This window comes from Bacillus sp. PK3_68 (genome assembly GCF_003600835.1).
GTDB lineage: Bacteria > Bacillota > Bacilli > Bacillales > Domibacillaceae > Pseudobacillus.
In genome coordinates this window covers 2,040,287-2,056,688 of record NZ_NQYC01000001.1, presented here as the reverse complement: position 1 = coordinate 2,056,688, position 16,402 = coordinate 2,040,287, and the positions used below count along the sequence as shown (strand labels likewise).

17 protein-coding genes are annotated in these 16,402 nt (G+C 42.2%); 9 read left to right on the top strand and 8 right to left on the bottom strand.

Annotated elements, in window-relative coordinates:
* The first annotated feature begins 28 nt into the window (after positions 1-28).
* The 4 genes from CJ483_RS10700 (at position 29) to CJ483_RS10685 (ending at position 4,786) form a co-directional block, all read left to right on the top strand.
* Positions 29-1,177 (top strand): trans-sulfuration enzyme family protein, encoded by a 1,149-nt coding sequence (locus CJ483_RS10700; protein ID WP_120034768.1) that lies wholly within the window; start codon positions 29-31, stop codon positions 1,175-1,177.
* 157 nt (positions 1,178-1,334) lie between these two features.
* The gene (locus CJ483_RS10695) at positions 1,335-2,780 is read left to right on the top strand and encodes a S41 family peptidase (RefSeq protein WP_182917158.1); all 1,446 of its coding nucleotides are present in this window, start codon (positions 1,335-1,337) and stop codon (positions 2,778-2,780) included.
* A gap of 158 nt (positions 2,781-2,938) precedes the next feature.
* Positions 2,939-4,120, top strand: coding sequence for a PDZ domain-containing protein (locus CJ483_RS10690; RefSeq protein ID WP_120034766.1), 1,182 nt, complete (start codon positions 2,939-2,941; stop codon positions 4,118-4,120).
* Between the two features lie 120 nt (positions 4,121-4,240).
* A complete protein-coding gene (locus tag CJ483_RS10685) occupies positions 4,241-4,786 on the top strand; it encodes a TVP38/TMEM64 family protein (protein ID WP_120034763.1) in 546 nt (181 codons plus the stop codon).
* Positions 4,787-4,914: 128 nt separating this feature from the next.
* On the opposite strand, the gene CJ483_RS10680 is transcribed toward CJ483_RS10685, so the two are convergent.
* The 5 genes from CJ483_RS10680 to CJ483_RS10660 all read right to left on the bottom strand — a co-directional run bounded on the left by CJ483_RS10680 (position 4,915) and on the right by CJ483_RS10660 (position 8,711).
* On the bottom strand, positions 4,915-5,535 hold the full coding sequence (locus CJ483_RS10680; protein WP_120034761.1) for a DUF2238 domain-containing protein: 621 nt from the start codon (positions 5,533-5,535) through the stop codon (positions 4,915-4,917).
* Positions 5,536-5,764: 229 nt separating this feature from the next.
* Complete coding sequence (locus CJ483_RS10675; protein WP_120034759.1) at positions 5,765-5,980, bottom strand: hypothetical protein; 216 nt, start codon at positions 5,978-5,980, stop codon at positions 5,765-5,767.
* 197 nt (positions 5,981-6,177) lie between these two features.
* Complete coding sequence (locus tag CJ483_RS10670) at positions 6,178-6,945, bottom strand: sulfite exporter TauE/SafE family protein (protein ID WP_120034757.1); 768 nt, start codon at positions 6,943-6,945, stop codon at positions 6,178-6,180.
* A gap of 243 nt (positions 6,946-7,188) precedes the next feature.
* On the bottom strand, positions 7,189-7,473 hold the full coding sequence (locus CJ483_RS10665; RefSeq protein ID WP_120034755.1) for a hypothetical protein: 285 nt from the start codon (positions 7,471-7,473) through the stop codon (positions 7,189-7,191).
* Positions 7,474-7,487: 14 nt separating this feature from the next.
* A complete protein-coding gene (locus CJ483_RS10660; RefSeq protein ID WP_120037940.1) occupies positions 7,488-8,711 on the bottom strand; it encodes an MFS transporter in 1,224 nt (407 codons plus the stop codon).
* 191 nt (positions 8,712-8,902) lie between these two features.
* On the opposite strand from CJ483_RS10660, the gene CJ483_RS10655 reads away from it, so the two are divergent.
* From CJ483_RS10655 to cysC, 5 genes are read left to right on the top strand one after another with little or no spacing between them, the layout of a single operon-like run.
* Positions 8,903-9,673, top strand: a complete 771-nt coding sequence (locus CJ483_RS10655; protein ID WP_120034753.1) for a phosphosulfolactate synthase — start codon at positions 8,903-8,905, stop codon at positions 9,671-9,673.
* On the top strand, positions 9,655-10,188 hold the full coding sequence (locus CJ483_RS10650) for a histidine phosphatase family protein (RefSeq protein ID WP_120034751.1): 534 nt from the start codon (positions 9,655-9,657) through the stop codon (positions 10,186-10,188). The genes CJ483_RS10655 and CJ483_RS10650 overlap by 19 nt, the downstream gene beginning before the upstream one ends.
* Before the next feature lie 32 nt (positions 10,189-10,220).
* Positions 10,221-10,931, top strand: a complete 711-nt coding sequence (locus tag CJ483_RS10645) for a phosphoadenylyl-sulfate reductase (protein WP_120034749.1) — start codon at positions 10,221-10,223, stop codon at positions 10,929-10,931.
* Positions 10,932-10,972: 41 nt separating this feature from the next.
* Complete coding sequence (sat, locus tag CJ483_RS10640) at positions 10,973-12,121, top strand: sulfate adenylyltransferase (RefSeq protein WP_120034748.1); 1,149 nt, start codon at positions 10,973-10,975, stop codon at positions 12,119-12,121.
* 12 nt (positions 12,122-12,133) lie between these two features.
* Entirely contained in the window at positions 12,134-12,733 is a 600-nt protein-coding gene (gene cysC / locus CJ483_RS10635; RefSeq protein ID WP_120034745.1) for an adenylyl-sulfate kinase, read from the top strand.
* 14 nt (positions 12,734-12,747) lie between these two features.
* On the opposite strand, the gene CJ483_RS10630 is transcribed toward cysC, so the two are convergent.
* The 3 genes from CJ483_RS10630 to CJ483_RS10620 all read right to left on the bottom strand — a co-directional run bounded on the left by CJ483_RS10630 (position 12,748) and on the right by CJ483_RS10620 (position 16,357).
* Positions 12,748-13,365, bottom strand: coding sequence for a YitT family protein (locus CJ483_RS10630; RefSeq protein WP_120034743.1), 618 nt, complete (start codon positions 13,363-13,365; stop codon positions 12,748-12,750).
* A 228-nt stretch (positions 13,366-13,593) separates the two neighbouring features.
* Positions 13,594-15,600, bottom strand: coding sequence for an ABC transporter permease (locus tag CJ483_RS10625; protein WP_120034741.1), 2,007 nt, complete (start codon positions 15,598-15,600; stop codon positions 13,594-13,596).
* On the bottom strand, positions 15,590-16,357 hold the full coding sequence (locus CJ483_RS10620; RefSeq protein WP_120034739.1) for an ABC transporter ATP-binding protein: 768 nt from the start codon (positions 16,355-16,357) through the stop codon (positions 15,590-15,592). The genes CJ483_RS10625 and CJ483_RS10620 overlap by 11 nt, the downstream gene beginning before the upstream one ends.
* Positions 16,358-16,402: the final 45 nt, after the last annotated feature.

Here is a 16,402-nt window from a genome sequence, read left to right as displayed (position 1 = left end):
GAGTTGGCAATGGAAGGAAGATGGGAACATGAAGGATCAGTCATTTAGAACGAAAGCCGTACACAGCGGATTATCAAAAACAGGGAATATTAAAAGTAAATCTACCCCTATTTATCAGACGTCCGTTTTTTCGTTTAATAGTTTAGAAGAGTTAGAAGGGTATTTTGAGGGCGAAACTCCCTATTTATACACGAGAAATGGCAACCCGAATACGGATGAGCTCGCGAAAGCAGTGGCAGCACTGGAAGGAGCTCCGGAGGGAGTAGCGGCTTCCTCAGGCCTTGGGGCTATTCTTGCGGGAATTTTGGCTGCGGCTCAAAGCGGAGATCATGTGGTGGCGGCAAGCGACCTTTATGGCGGTACTTATCATTTAATTAAGGAAGAGCTGCAGGCGTTTGGCATTGCTACCTCATTTGTCGATTTTAGCGATCATCAGGCAGTTGAAGCAGCTATTCAGCCGAACACAAAGCTGTTGTACTCAGAAACAATTTCCAATCCTTTCTTGCGGGTAGAAAACATAGAGAGGCTGACGGAAATAGCTAAAAAGCATGGTCTTTCTGTGATGATGGATAATACATTTGCTACGCCTTATTTGCTGCAGCCGTTTGCACAAGGTGTGGATCTAGTCGTTCACAGTGCGACCAAGTACATCGGCGGGCATAGTGACGTTACAGCCGGAGTGCTGGTCGGCAGCAAGGAGCTCATTGAAAAGAGCCGAAGCCGGATCGTTAACATGGGAATGAATCTAAGTCCATTTGAATCGTGGCTTGCTTACCGCGGATTAAAAACATTAGCGATTCGCATGGAATGTCAGACGAAAAATGCCCAGGAGCTCGCTGATTTTCTTCAAGCGCACAGGGGAGTCAAAAAAACATATTACCCTAAATATGTGTCAGAGCAAGGTAACGGGGCTATGGTTAGCATTGAATTAAATGAAGGGGTGGATATGAATCGCTTTTTCTCCTCACTCGGATGGATTAAGATTGTTCCTTCTCTTGCAGGGGTTGAAACGACTGTTTCATATCCGCTTGGCACTTCTCACCGCTCGTTAACAGAAGACGAAAAAAGTGCCCTTGGCATTAATGAGCGGGTTGTTCGTATTTCTGTTGGCATTGAAGAACCAGCTGATATTATTAATCAGATCGAACAGGCCATTCATACAGCATTCGTGCGTTAATATTACAATAGGCAGCTCCTTGGCAAAAGGGCTGCCTATTTTTTCAAAGAGCTATTCATAACTTGTCCATTCCTTTCATAAAGTGGGAGAAAGGGCTGTCCGTGCGGTAGTGAGCCGGGCGGCTTTTTTAGCTTTCCAAATTGGAGGGGGCGGAATGGTGAAAAGAAAATGGGTGGCGGTGCTGACGGTGTCTTCTTTTATAATAGGGGCCGGAGGAATGTATGGGGGGCTGACAGTGATGGATGAAGAAGAGAATACGGCCCAGCCACCGCAGACAGCACCGGAACAAACGAATCTGCCGGACGAGCTTCATAAAGTGCAGACCGTATATGAAGTGATTGCCAATCAATATGTGGAAAAGGTGAACCGGACCGAGCTTGTAGAAGGAGCAATTGATGGAATGGTTAGTTCTTTAAAGGATCCCTATTCCGTATATATGGATGCTGAAACGGCCAAACAATTCGAAGAGTCGTTGGACTCCTCTTTTGAAGGCATCGGTGCGGAGATCACTGTTGTAGAGGGAAAACTGACTATTGTTGCTCCATTTAAAGATTCGCCGGCAGAAAAAGCCGGATTAAAGCCGAAGGACCAGATTGTTACAATTAATGGAAAAACGGTAGATGGACTGACGATTTATGAAGCGACGAAGAAAATTCGCGGCAAAAAAGGAACGACGGTGACAATGGGAATTATCCGTCCAGGCATGACGAAACCGCTTGATGTTAAAGTAAAGCGAGATAATATTCCGATTGAAACTGTCTTTGCGAAGGTAAAGGGAAAACAAGGAAAACGGATTGGCGTTATTGAAATGACTTCATTTTCTGAAGAAACGGCAAAAGATTTTAAATCAGAACTAAAGAAGATGGAGAAAAAAGAACTGGATGGCCTCATCATCGATGTGCGTGGGAATCCAGGCGGCTTCTTGACAAGCGTAGAGGAGATCTTGAAAGAGCTTGTGACAGAGAATAAACCGTATATGCAGATTGAAGAAAAGTCAGGGCGCAAAGTACCTTATTTCTCAGAAACGAAAAAAGTGAAGCCTTATCCGATTGCTGTGCTTACAGACGAGGGAAGTGCGTCTGCCTCTGAAATATTGGCGGGAGCGCTGAAGGAAGCAGAGGGTTATCCTATCATCGGTGAAACAAGTTTTGGAAAGGGAACCGTTCAGCAGCCAGTGCCGCTTGGAGACGGCAGCAATTTGAAACTAACCACTCATAAATGGCTGACGCCAAACGGCAATTGGATTCACAAAAAAGGAATTCGTCCCGATATTGAAGTGAGGCAGCCGGACTACTTTTATGCTCACCCACTTCAAGTGAGCCAGCCGCTCATTCGTGAAATGAACAATGATAATGTAAAGAGTGCCCAAATGATGCTTGCCGGTCTTGGATATGCACCTGGAAGAACAGACGGCTATTTTAGTGTTGAAACAGAGAAAGCGGTTCGTGCCCTGCAAGTACAGGCCGGAATGAAAGCGACCGGAAAGATTGATAAGAAAACAGCAAGTGAGCTCGAACAGAGATGGATAAAGGAAATGAAAGAGGAAAAGAATGACCTCCAGCTGCAGGCAGCCCTCTCGTATATAAAAAATTTAGATAAGTAATAAAATGACGAATGAACGGTTGCCTCAACGAAGGGGCAGCTGTTCTTTTTTGTAGTGAAATACTTCTTTCACAAATGAAACGTGATATATACTCACGCACGGTCACTTTTTTGCTACAATATTGAGTAGAATGCAATTAACGTAAGGTGGGGAACGCCATGCTACAAGAATGGTTGTTGGGGCTCTTAGGCGGCTTCGGAAAGTTATTTATCCATCCAATTTTTTATTTTTCGTTCTTGCTTGCTTTTGTCGTCGGCATGTTCCGAGTATCAAGAGAACGGAAAGACTTTCACACGCGAGTGTATGATATTTATCAGGAAGTTCGTTACATACTGCCCTCCAGCTTATTAATCGGGCTGCTTTTATCAATCGTGTCAATTGGTTTTGGACTTACGCTTCCGCTTGAACTGCTAAATTTCATTGCCGCTGTCACGATTATCTTAAGTGCAGGTGGTTTCCGGCTGCTGTCACCTGCATGGACAATTAGCCTCGCTTTGATTATCTTTGCGGTGACGGAAAAAACAGGTTACTCATTTATTCCGCATGAAGGGTTTTCCTTTAGCAAAATATTGATGACGATGGCGATTGTTTTAGCGCTTCTATTCATTACAGAGGGATTGCTGATGCTAAAGCGAGGGTGGCAAGGAACGTCACCGCGACTTGTGGAGAGTCCGCGCGGATTAAAAGTAGGTGTTCAGTTTGCTCAGCGCCTATGGCTTGTGCCGGTATTCTTGGTGCTGCCAACCGGAGAGCTTACATCGCCATGGCCTTGGTGGCCGGTTATATCAATTGGCTCAGAGACATACTCATTTATTTGGTTTCCTTTTTTGGTCGGCTTTGCCCAGCTGATCAAAAGCACATTGCCGGAGCTCGCCGTAAAGGCGACTGGAAAAAATATTATTGCTGCGGGTGTAGTTACATTATTGTTGGCCATTGCCGCTTATTGGGTGCCGGTGCTGGCAGTTATTAGCGCCGTGTTTGCTTTTATAAGCCGCATTTGGATTTCTTGGCGTCATTATGCATACGAAAGAGATCGTCACTATTTCTTTACACCGCAGCCGAAAGGTGTCATGGTTCTTGGCATTTTGCCCTATACACCTGCAAAGAAAATGGATTTGAAGATTGGAGAAATTATTTACAAGGTAAATGGCACTGAAGTGAATACAGAAAGCGAATTTTATGAAGCGCTGCAAAAAAATGCTGCTTATTGCAAGCTGGAAGTAGTGGATGTAAATGGGCAAAACCGTTTTGCACAAGGCTCGCTTTACGAAGGACAACACTATGAGCTTGGTTTGATTTTAGTCGATGAAGAGAAGGAGTTTGCCGCAGAAGAAAATTAATCTGATCATTTTGGAGGCGTTCTGAATTTAGAGGCATGAAAGGACCAATAAAGGACTTGCAGGCCAAGGTGAACAGTCGAGAAAAAAGTTAATGACATTTTGTAGAAAGGAATTGAAGGCATGGAGAATGAATTCATTCAAGGAATGCCGGATAATCCGATTTTAGCATTTTTAGTCAGTATCCTCCTCAGCATGATAGTGGCAATCTCAGGCGTGCTCCCCAGCGCTTTTATAACGGGAGCAAACATTGCTGTTTTCGGTTTTAAAGCAGGACTGATTGTATCTATTATTGGAGAGGCAGCTGGAGCTGTAGTTAGTTTTCTCCTTTACCGTCAAGGAGTCAAAAAACTAGACAGGCCGTTGAAAAGCCGGCTTCTGAAGAAACTAAAGGATACAGGAGGTCTGGAAGCTGCCTCTCTGGTGATCATATTAAGAATTGTACCTTTTATACCTTCTGGGGCCGTTACACTAACAGCCGCCTTTAGCAAAATGGGTTTACTTTCCTTCAGCGTAGTAAGCACTCTGGGGAAAATCCCCTCTTTGTTCATCGAAGCATATTCAGTAAAATGGACTCTGGGACTAACAGCCAACTGGCAGCTCATCATCCTTTTTTTTATTGTTTTGGGACTCGTTTTTTACGGTGTTTTGAAAAGAAAGCGTCATTAAATTGAATAGGAGGAAGAGGCTGAATGCTTCCTCTAAAACTAATCGGGTAAAGAGCACGGATTCACGGCACTGAAGGCTGTCCAAATCGGTGCTCTTTTGTTTGTATAAATAAAGTGTGTTGCGGTTGTTTACAGTTTATTTTTTAATAGCCGGTTATGCAATGCCGAAAGAAGGAGAAGGAAAAGGATGGAACCAATGAAGGTGAGTGCCATATCCCATTGCGCATCCCACATGTCTCCCTGCATGCCGAGAAAGCTTTTAGAGGTCTTTTTCCCTTTAGATATGAGAACAGATAGCCACTCAATAATTTCATACAGCGCCGAAATAGCAAGCGTCATACTTACGCTAATAACAGATAACCAAAAACCTTTGAAGAGCGGCGATGTCCGAATTAATATTTCTCTGATCACAATGACAGCCATTCCTTTTAAAAAGTGTCCAAACCGATCATAATGGTTTCTGCTTAAATCAAAATGGTCCTTGATCCAATTAAAGAGCGGAACATTTCCATAAGTGTAATGACCACCGATGAACATTGTTGCCGCTAAGATAGTAATGATGACATAAGAAAGGGTAGTAAAGCGAAATTTCTTATAGGTGATCAGTAAAATGATTAGTCCAGCCACAGCAGGAAGGGATTCCATTGTCCATGTTGGGAAATCCGCCGGCTTTATAACTGACCAGATAAGAACTGCAAGAATAATAAATAAGAGCGCCAGATGAACCTTATTGACTTTATTTTCTGCCATTTTTCCCTCCTGCTAAGAGACCTTCTGCCTTTAGTATTCAGAAAAATACGGTTTTCTATACAGTGTATTTAAGGGTGCTCATAACCGGACTGAGTTATCCAAGCAGCTCTGCTCAGAAAATAAAAAGCTCTTTTTGAACGCTTAACGTTCAAAAAGAGCTCCTAATACGAGGAAGGAAGCAGGATCTTAATGATCAGCCTCATTATGCACTTTGCTTTTTCAGGGAGAGTTACTGGTTATTCTGATTTTTGGCGTTTTGATTATTTGTCATACCAAGCACAGAGTTTGCCAATTGTTCAACCGACTGGTTATTGAAGGTGTTCGATACCGTTTGGGAAAGCTGTTGGAACGTTCCGTTTCTTATCCCTCTTGATATCCCGTAAATAGCAGCTCCGGCAGCTCCCACAGCTAGCAACGAGGTCATCATACCACCTTGATTGTTCATAACAACCCATCCTTCCTTTATTAGATTGTTCGAATCACGGCCTCCAAAAGCACGATGTTTTAGAGCCATGTTTAGTTTTATAAATTTGGCGACAAATTATGCTGGTAACTATTTACCTGCGAGCCAGACATTTCGGTAAATAAAAAAGAGGAGGGGCGATGGGCCTGTTTCCCTCCTCAATGTATGTTTGTTATTTGTTAAACAATTAACTTGAAGCCGCTCATCAGAATAATGAGTGACATGATGGCTCTTAAAGGTTTAGCAGGGAATTTAGCTGATAAACTGCTTCCTAAAATTACACCCGGTATAGAACCGAGCAACAGATTGATCATTAATAAATAATCAACATTTCCTATTCCAGCGTGCATGATCCCTGCGGCAGTAACTAATAAAAAAGCATGGGCAATATCTGTTCCCACTAACTCTGAAGGACGCATTTTGTACAAATAAAGCATAGCTAAAGCGAACAATGAACCAGATCCTATTGATGTCAATCCTACAATGAATCCTAATATTGCTCCAATCGCGATCGTTAACCCTCTTTTTTCTTCAAGCGGCTTTACCTGGAAATAGTTTGATTCGAATTTATCCTTCATGAAGGTTTTAACGAGCGTAGTTAAAGCTACTAAGATAAGAACATATCCTAGGGCATGTTTGATAATTTCCTCTTGATTATTAAAGAAGGAATCAAACAGGTGAAGGAGTCCGACTGCACAGATCGCACTTGGAATACTGCCGATTGCCAGATACTTCACTAATTGCAGGTCAATGGTCTTTTGTTTCCAATGCTGAATAGAGCCGAAAAGCTTTGTGACGGAGTTGTATACAAGATCTGTTCCCACAGCGATGGAGGGACTAATTCCCATTAACACTAAAACAGGTGTTAACAAGGCGGCCCCTCCAACCCCTGTTAACCCAACCAGAAGACCAACAAGAAGCCCCATTACAATAATCCCCATGCTCATTAGACGCACACTCCCGTCTGCCTTTAATCAATATAAAAATAATTTTTATATCTCACTTTATGAAATGGCTGTGCGCCTTGCTACCAGGCATTTTAATAAGAAGAGTATAGAAAAGAGGAATAAGGAAGAATAATCCAAATAAAATAAGGGAGAGAGGGCAAAGGGGAAATATAAAAATTTTAATTGGGCGGTTCAATATTTAAGCCCAGCCGATTGTGGCTGGGCTTCCTAGTTGGAAGATTTTCAACTTTCTCCTTCTTTGCCGTTCAGATCTATTTTTTTGCAGCCCACATAGAGACAGGAAAGAACATCCAGATCTGGCTTGGCTTTTGTCAGTCCTTTTATATAAGGGGTAACCAAGTCTTTAAAATCTGCTCCTACTTCTTCTTCTTCCAATATTCCGTAAATGTATAACTTTTTCTCATCAAATAAAAAGGCTACATTTCCAACCGCTTTATTATTAGTGTCCACGACGTTTAGCACTTGAAATTGAGGAGTCATAACCTCAGGTGAAAAGTATATTTGCAATTTTACCTGCTCCTTTACGTAAATTGAAGTTTTTCGAACAGTGTATCGCTTTTTTCTTCAGACGGTTCTTTTTTGCTTACATGAATGAGCACAAGGCATAACAAAGCAGCAAGGAGTGTTAAGCCGGCAGTTGTTAGGAACATTCCGGTACGGGACCAGGCCATTAAGGCACCATAAACGGGTGGTCCAATCGCCACGCCCAAAAATCGAACAGAACCGTATAACGAAGTGACGAACCCCCTGCGATCAGAAGGAACGGAACCTGTAATAAAGCTGTTTATACAAGGCAGAACAAGTCCAGTGCCAATACTGCTAATGACGAGAACTGAAAAAAAAGGAATGAGGCGTTCAAAGAACACCAAAGTTGCAAAAGAGGCAGTCATCAATAGCAGTCCCAATATGATTAACCCCTTCATTAGCCGCATCCTTTTTCCAATCTTGCTCCCGGTTATATAGGAGGTGGTCGTCATAAACAACAAAGGAATAGCTAGAATGCCTCCTTTTAATACTCCGTCGATCTTGTGGTCTTTCTCCAGGATATCGGAGATGTAAAATAAGATACCAAATAAGGTGAATAAACAAATAGCACCTGTTAAGTAAGCGGCAAATAGCCAGCGTCCCTCAGTTTTAAAGACAGAGGCCAGTCCTTTTATATATTTGCCGACTGGAGGCGGCTCCTTTTTCGTTTTCTTTTCTTTAATAAAGAACATAGTTAAAAGTATGGAGATTAGACAAAAAACCGGGAAAACAAAAAATGCTGCGTACCAAAAGAGCAGCGCTACGAGGGAACCGATAATCGGGCTGATAACCTTTCCGAATCCGTTGGAAGCTTCAACTAATCCTAATACTTTACTTTGTTCGCCTCCCTTAAATAAATCCCCTGTCAGTGCCATAGCGATTGGTGCAGTCCCGGCGGCCCCTATCCCCTGCATGACTCGTCCGGCAAGAATCCATGTATACGCATTAGAAAACCATGCCGCCGCAAATCCTGCCAAAAGCCCTCCGGCCCCGTATAGGATGAGAGCAGGAATGATGATGGCTTTTCGTGAAAACCGGTCGGACAAATATCCCAATACGGGAATTGACACAGCGGCGGCAATCGAAAACACAGAAATAATCAAACTTACCTTAAATTGAGTTATATCTAGTTCTGTTTTCATTTTTGGCAGAACTGGTATAAGCATTGAGTTTCCCAAGACAAGAATGAGCGGTATGGATCCGATCGCAAAAATTGTCATGCCTTTTCGTTTCTGCTTTGGCAATGATGTACACCCCTGACTGTTAAGAATATATGCTTTCCTATTGTTTGAAGGGGACCTCTCCTTTATACAGGGGAACGGTCTAATTTCTATGGGCAAAAGCCCATTATCTACACATTTACCCAGTTTTTGAATAGTCTATCTTAGAAAAATAGAGGAGGCCATTCCCTATGGAATTTTTAGACTTACCGAAGAGGACAACTGGAAAGAGAACTCACGGATTAACTTCGATTATTGATCTGGGGACCCCATTAGAAGAATTGAAGTACATTTTACATGATTACAGTTCCATTATTGACATTGCTAAAATGGGGTTCGGTTCTGCTTATGTAACACCAAATTTAAAGAAGAAGGTGGACCTTTATAAGCAATATGGCATTCGTCCTTATTTTGGAGGCACCTTATTTGAGAAATGCTATTACCAAAATAAGATTCCCGAATACTTGGCAAGCTTGCGCAATTTAGAAATTAACTGTATTGAAGTTTCAAGCGGAACGATAAATATTCCATTGCAAGAGCGCCTCGATCTTATTTCTCAAATAAAAAAAGAGTTCTGTGTAATTGCAGAAGTTGGCTCAAAAGATTCCAACCAGGAAATGGCCGTCTCCCAATGGAAGAATGAGATGAAGCAATTGCTTGAAGCGGGCTGCCAGTATGTAATTACTGAAGGAAGAGATTCTGGCACTGCTGGAATTTACGAGAAGAATGGCAACATTAAATGCAACTTGATTAATGAATTAGTCAAGGATATTGATAGCCGGAAAATTATTTTTGAAGCCCCTACTCCAAAAAACCAAATGTATTTTATTAAAGAAATTGGAGCAAATGTGAATTTAGGAAACGTAAAAATCCATGATGTATTAGTTCTAGAAGCTCAGCGATGCGGGCTAAGAAGCGAAACATTTTATTTGGAGGACAGTGAATGCAAATTACCTTTATAAGACATCTCCCAACAGATTGGAATAAAACACAAAGGTTACAGGGAAGAAGAGACATCGGAATTTCCCCCCTAGCGGAGCCTTTCCGGCAGGGTATTATCCGTAATAAGAAGCTTCTTAAAGAACTGTCGCCATTTGATATCGTGTTGACCAGTACATTAAAGAGAACGCAGCAAACAGCACAACTCTATGGTTATTCGTTTGAGACGGAACCGTTGTTGGATGAATTAGATTTTGGTCCCTTTGAGGGGCTTCCAAAAGAAAAACTTTACGAAAAGCATCGTGAGCAGTGGATGGAACAGCCGAAAGAGTTAGTTTTAGGAGAAAGCATAAAGGACTTAGAAAACAGGATCATTTTATTTTTAGACAAATATAAGGAATGGGACAATGTATTGGTGTTCGGCCATGGGTCGTGGATGAGAGCCATTGTGTCTTATTTTCAATATGGTCATATAAACAATATGAATAAAATGACTGTAGAGAATAATGAATGCATCACATTGACGTTCCATTTCTAAAGGCAACGGGGAGAGAAACGGGGGAGTAGCTATTGGCTGACTTACTAACATACGAAAATTGGGATGAAAAGAAACTGAAAGATATCTTGGAAGCCCAATCTGACTATTTGGACGTGTTAAAATGGGCGTTTTGTGAATATAAAAACGACGTGGTATATGCGTGCAGCTTTGGAGCCGAGGGAATTGTCTTAATCGACTTGATTTCAAAGGTAAATAAGCAGGCGGAAATTATTTTTCTTGATACGGGGCTTCACTTTTCAGAGACCTATGAATTAATTGAAAAAGTGAAGGAGCGCTACCCTTCTCTGCAAATTAAGAAAGTGCGTCCCGCTATTACGTTGGAAGCCCAGGCTGAGCAGCACGGGAAAGAACTTTGGAAACGCGATCCGAACCTTTGCTGCTATCTAAGAAAAGTAGCCCCTCTTGAGGAGGCATTGAAGGGAGCAAAAGCATGGATTTCAGGTTTAAGGAGAGAACAATCTCCGACAAGAAGACATGTTCAGTACATCAATAAAGATGAAAAATTTCACAAGGTGAAAGTGTGCCCTCTAATTCATTGGACATGGGAGGACATTATGACATATCTCCATGTCAATAAGCTGCCCTATAACCCGCTCCATGACAAAGGATTTCCGAGTATTGGGTGCGCCCCATGCACTGAGCCAGTTTTGGGAAATGAAGAACTCCGGGCAGGCCGATGGGCAGGCCGTTCAAAATCTGAATGCGGGCTTCATCAAGATTAGAAAGAGTGGTATAAGCGACAACGACGCCAAGGGGGAAGAACATGGAGAAAAACACACCGCACGGCGGTAAGCTAATTAACCGAGTGGATTTGCTATTGTCCGCTGATTTATCACGTAGCTGCATAGAGCTTGACACATTGGAGTTGAGCGATTTAGAGCTGATCGCTAATGGAGGCTATAGTCCCCTTCAAGGATTTATGGGGAAAGCAGATTATGATTGTGTTGTGCAAAACATGAGACTGGCGAATGGGTTGCCCTGGTCGTTGCCGATTACATTGGCGGTGGAGAAAGAGAAAGCAGAGAGAATTAAAAAGGGAGAAACCGTCAACCTTGCGTATGATGGAACCATCTATGGCGTCATGAACGTAGAGGAAATATTCTTCCCCGATAAAAAATTAGAAGCGGAAAAGGTCTATCAAACAGCAGACCTAAATCATCCAGGTGTAAGAAAGCTCTTTGCACGGCCGGAAATGTATGTGGCCGGGCCGATTACTCTTGTAAAGAGGCCTGAGAAAAGTAAATTCAGCCGCTATTATTTAGATCCTATCGATACGAGAAAAAAATTTAATGAATTGGGCTGGAAAACCATTGTTGGCTTCCAAACGCGTAACCCGGTGCATCGAGCCCATGAATACATTCAAAAAACAGCACTCGAAACGGTAGATGGGCTGTTCTTAAACCCACTCGTCGGTGAAACGAAAGCAGATGACATTCCAAGTGAAATACGCATGGAAAGCTACGAAGTATTGCTGAAGAATTATTATCCGAAAGACCGGGTGTTTTTATCTGCTTTCCCAGCTGCTATGCGCTATGCCGGTCCGAGAGAGGCTATTTTTCATGCCATCGTCCGAAAAAACTTTGGTTGTACACATTTTATTGTAGGCAGGGATCACGCGGGAGTAGGAAGCTACTATGGAACGTATGATGCCCAGAAAATCTTTAGTCATTTTGAAGAAGGGGAGCTGGGGATTAAAACGTTATTTTTTGAACATAGCTTTTATTGTAAACAGTGTGCAAATATGGCTTCCAAAAAAACATGTCCTCACGAGCAGAAAGAGCACATCATTTTGTCGGGTACGGCTGTTAGACAAATGTTAAAGGATGGAGTGCATCCGCCAGAGGAATTCAGCCGGCCGGAAGTAGTGGACATTCTTATCAAGGGAATGAAAAAAGCGTATACAAAAATATAAAGGATGTAGAATATGGGAACAGCTGATAATATCACTTGGCATCATACAGCCATTACAAAGGAAAATCGCCATCTTTTGAACGGGCATAAAAGTTGTGTGTTATGGTTCACTGGATTATCAGGATCTGGAAAATCCACCTTGGCAAATGCGGTAGATGAAGCGTTGTTTCAACAGCAATGCAGAAGTTATGTTTTGGACGGGGATAACATCCGTCACGGCCTAAATAAGGATCTCAGCTTTCAAGAAGAAGATCGGAGAGAGAACATCCGCAGAATAGGAGAAGTGGCTAAATTATTTGTTGACAGTGGCCAAATTGTTTCTTCTGCCTTTATCTCTCCTTTCCGTGAAGACCGGCAGCTAGTAAGAGAGATGTTTAAACCAGAGGAGTTTATTGAGGTTTTCGTGAATTGCCCCATCCAGGTGTGCGAAGAGCGGGACCCAAAAGGTTTATATAAAAAAGCGAGAAAAGGCATGATCCCAGAATTTACTGGAATCACATCCCCTTATCAAGTTCCCTATCATCCTGAAATCGTTATCGAGACCGATCAAATGACGATTGAACAATCTGTTGAAAAGATAGTCGCTTACTTAACCGCGAAGAAGATCCTGTAACCAGGATCTTCTGTTTATTTTCTCCTCCAATTAGGGGAGAGAACATTGACCTTTTGAAATCTAAATTCATAAATATAATCGATAAGGCTCGTGGAGAGAAACTGGCAAACAACAGCGTAAATAACAATTTTATAATCAATAATGAGAGAGGTTAGTAAAAAGATAAAAAGGTTAATTCCCATCATCACTTTTCCAGGGCTCCAGTTTTTATAGGAGGCAATCATCAATGCCGGGATGACCATTCCCCCGCTGGAAGCGCCAACTCGAATTAAGATCCCGACTCCGATACCGAAAAAGATGCTTCCTGCTAACATATCGAAAAAAATATGTACATGCATATGAGGAATTTGATAAGTCAGAATGCTAATAGTCGTAGAGGTAGCCGCAACGGAAGTGATTGTCCGAAATGTCCAGGTGAAGCCGAAGTAATTTAGGGCAAAGAGCAGAAAGGCAGCATTTGCCAGCCATAAGGAAAAGCCGAGAGGCAAGTGAAACCAATGATTCATCAGGAGGGCTAAGCCTGCCGCTCCGCCAGAGGGGATGGAGTGTGGAAATAAAAATAAAGACATGGCCATTCCTTGCAAGAACGCTCCGATGAGCAGATAGAAATAGGTTAGCAGGAGTCTCCTCATAACTATTTGAACAGATCCTTCAAATTGATCTTTATATCCTCCATATTTATTCCCCCTTAAAGACTGTCTCTCCTTGTCCATTTTATGAGGGAAACACGAGAATATGTGTGATTTTGATGGAGGTTACTTATTAAAATAAGCCTGAGCAATAGGGAGAACAAAGTCTGGTTGCAAGTAAAGCGCCTAAATTAGAGGAAAGCTTAATTCACTCCAACTTAGGCGCAATATTTATCGTACGATTCTTTTGTATCCGGAATAAGTAGCCAGGAAATAGCCGCCGTACACAGTAATGATAATCAGTCCGGTCAACAGGGAAGGGAGCAGTACATTTCCGCCGCCCGCTACCATGATGGCTTTGTTCACAACTTGCACACCAAAGACAGAGTGGAAGATTGCCAGGGAAAGAGGCATCATGAAATAAATAAAAATTTGTCTGAAGATGGCTTTGTTGATTCCTCTTTTTGTTACGCCGATTTTCTTTAAAACGGTGTACCTTTCCACGTTATCACTTGCTTCTGACAGCTGCTGCAAAGCAAGTACGGCAGCACTGGAAATCAAGAAGACAATGCCAAGATAGATCCCGATGAACACGGTAATAGCTGATGTGCCAGTGTATGATTCGTAAACCATTGATTTCGTTGCTCCTCCTAAAACGAAGCCATACTCCTTTTGGGAAGGTCCTGTCATAAAGGGATAAAGTAATTTGTACAACGCTTCATCCTTTGCTTTTTGACCGCCCTTGTACTGGATATTAACAATGGAGTTGGCCGGTTTCATATGAGCAACTGCTACATCGGGTACGACTGCTGTTAAGTATTCCATCCCTTTGAAATCGGTTGAAGGGGAAAAGTTGACGACTTTACCGGCAATCCGGTATGTTTGGCCGTTCAGCTTTATAGTCTTATGTTCTTTCGTAAATCGTTTGAAAGTATCTTTAAAAGTACCAGCGCTAGAGACAAGCAGAATTTCATCCTTTTTAAGCGCTGCTGGCTCTTTTCCTTGCATTTTTGCAATGGCTTTATAATCAGATCGGGTGATAGCCATTACATAAACATCATCGAATTTTTTCTGAATAAGCTGTTCTGTACTTTTATCCTTGTACGGAAGCAGCAGCGGCTTTAGCATTTGGTCGGTCTGATAGCGGTTAAAGCGGTACGTCTTTCCGTAAGCATCCAGGTCCAGTTCGAGCTGCTTCTCTGCTTCACGGATGTCTTTTGCTTTTCCTACTTCCTGTATAAGGAGACTTAAGCTGGCGTCAAAAGGTGTAGACGTATCCAGGTCTTTATTCATGGCATCTTTCAAGCTGAAGCCGGTGGAAAGGACACCGATTGTAAAAAACAGCATTAAACAAATAATTGTCATCGATAAAAACGTCGTATTTACTTTGCTGTTGATTTGTCGCAGCACAAAGATGTTAATATCGTTGAAGTAAAGCTTCTTTGACTGCTGGATGAGGTTCAGGGCGAACCCGGACAGTGACATGAAAAACAGCAGAGTTCCAAAGGCTCCAAGGCCAACACACGTCCAAACGATTTTCATGCTTTCCATTAATCCGTACTTAAGCATGACTCCATAAGAAACAGCTAAAATAATGAGCGATAAAATAAACAAGGCAACGGAGACGGAGGTTTTTCGCACCTTTAGCTGCTCATTCTTTTTGGCTGCTGTTAATAAATCAATCAGTTTGTATCTTGAAACAACGATACTGTTAAAAAGCATCACTAATAAATAAATAATCCCAAAGTAAAGAATGGTTTTTACCATGGCATCATTGGAAAAGACAAATGTATAGCCCGTAAAATCAACATTAAACAATGAAGCAGCCAAAAGTGAGAGGCCTTGAGAGATAAATACCCCGGCCGCCAAACCAGCTGCTAATGAAAGAATGCCGACAGCGAGTGTTTCGGTAACGAGAAGCTGGGAAATTTTATACTTCCCCATCCCAAGTGTCATATATAAACCAAGTTCCTTCTTCCGCCGCTTGATCAGGAAGTTATTAGCAAAGATGATAAGAAAGCCAAGAACAGCAGAAACAAAAACTGAAATAAAGGAAAGAAGCTGCTTGAGCCTATTTATCATTTCTGACTGGCTGGCAGACAGGTCTTGCATGGCTTCTTGATCAGCTATCGAGTTAAAGCTGTAAAAAATACAAACGGCAAAGGTCAAGGTCAGAAAGTAAATGAAATAATCTTTAAAGCTGCGTTTCACATTGCGCATAGATAGCTTAAAAAACATTGTTCGTGTCGCCTCCCAAAAGAGTCACCACTTCGATAATGCGGTTAAAAAATTCCTTTCGCGAATCTCCGCCCCTTATTAGTTCGTTAAAGACTTTGCCGTCCTTAATAAATAAAATGCGTTTCGCATAGCTGGCGGTGAATGCATCATGGGTGACCATTAAGATCGTTGCCTTCATTTCGTCATTCAGCTTCTCAAACGCATCGAGCAGCAGCCTGGAGGATTTTGAGTCCAGCGCTCCCGTAGGCTCATCTGCCAAAATGATGGAAGGATTTGTTACGATAGCTCTGGCGGAAGCGACACGCTGCTTCTGGCCACCGGACATTTGATAAGGAAATTTATTTAATACGGAGCTGATCTCTAATTTTGATGCTGCTTCCTCCACTGTTTGCGCAATTTCTTTTGGATTGCGTCCTTGAATGGTTAACGCAATCGCAATATTTTCAAAGCCCGTTAGTGTATCGAGCAGGTTAAAGTCTTGAAAGATAAAGCCAAGTTCATCGCGCCGGAATTTCTCAAGTTTTCCGCCTTTCAATTTAGTAATATCAGTACCGTTAATCTGAATATGGCCTGTTGTGACATGATCTATCGTGGAAATGCAGTTCAATAGGGTCGTTTTTCCGCTTCCGGATGGTCCCATGATGCCAACAAATTCTCCTTTTTCCACCGTAAAACTAATATTGTCAATGGCTTTCGTTACATTGCCTTTATTGCCAAAATATTTTTCAATCTGTTCTACCTTTAACACGGAATTCAATTTTGCCACGCTCCTTTATCTGGTACGTTCAGTGTACCGCTGTTA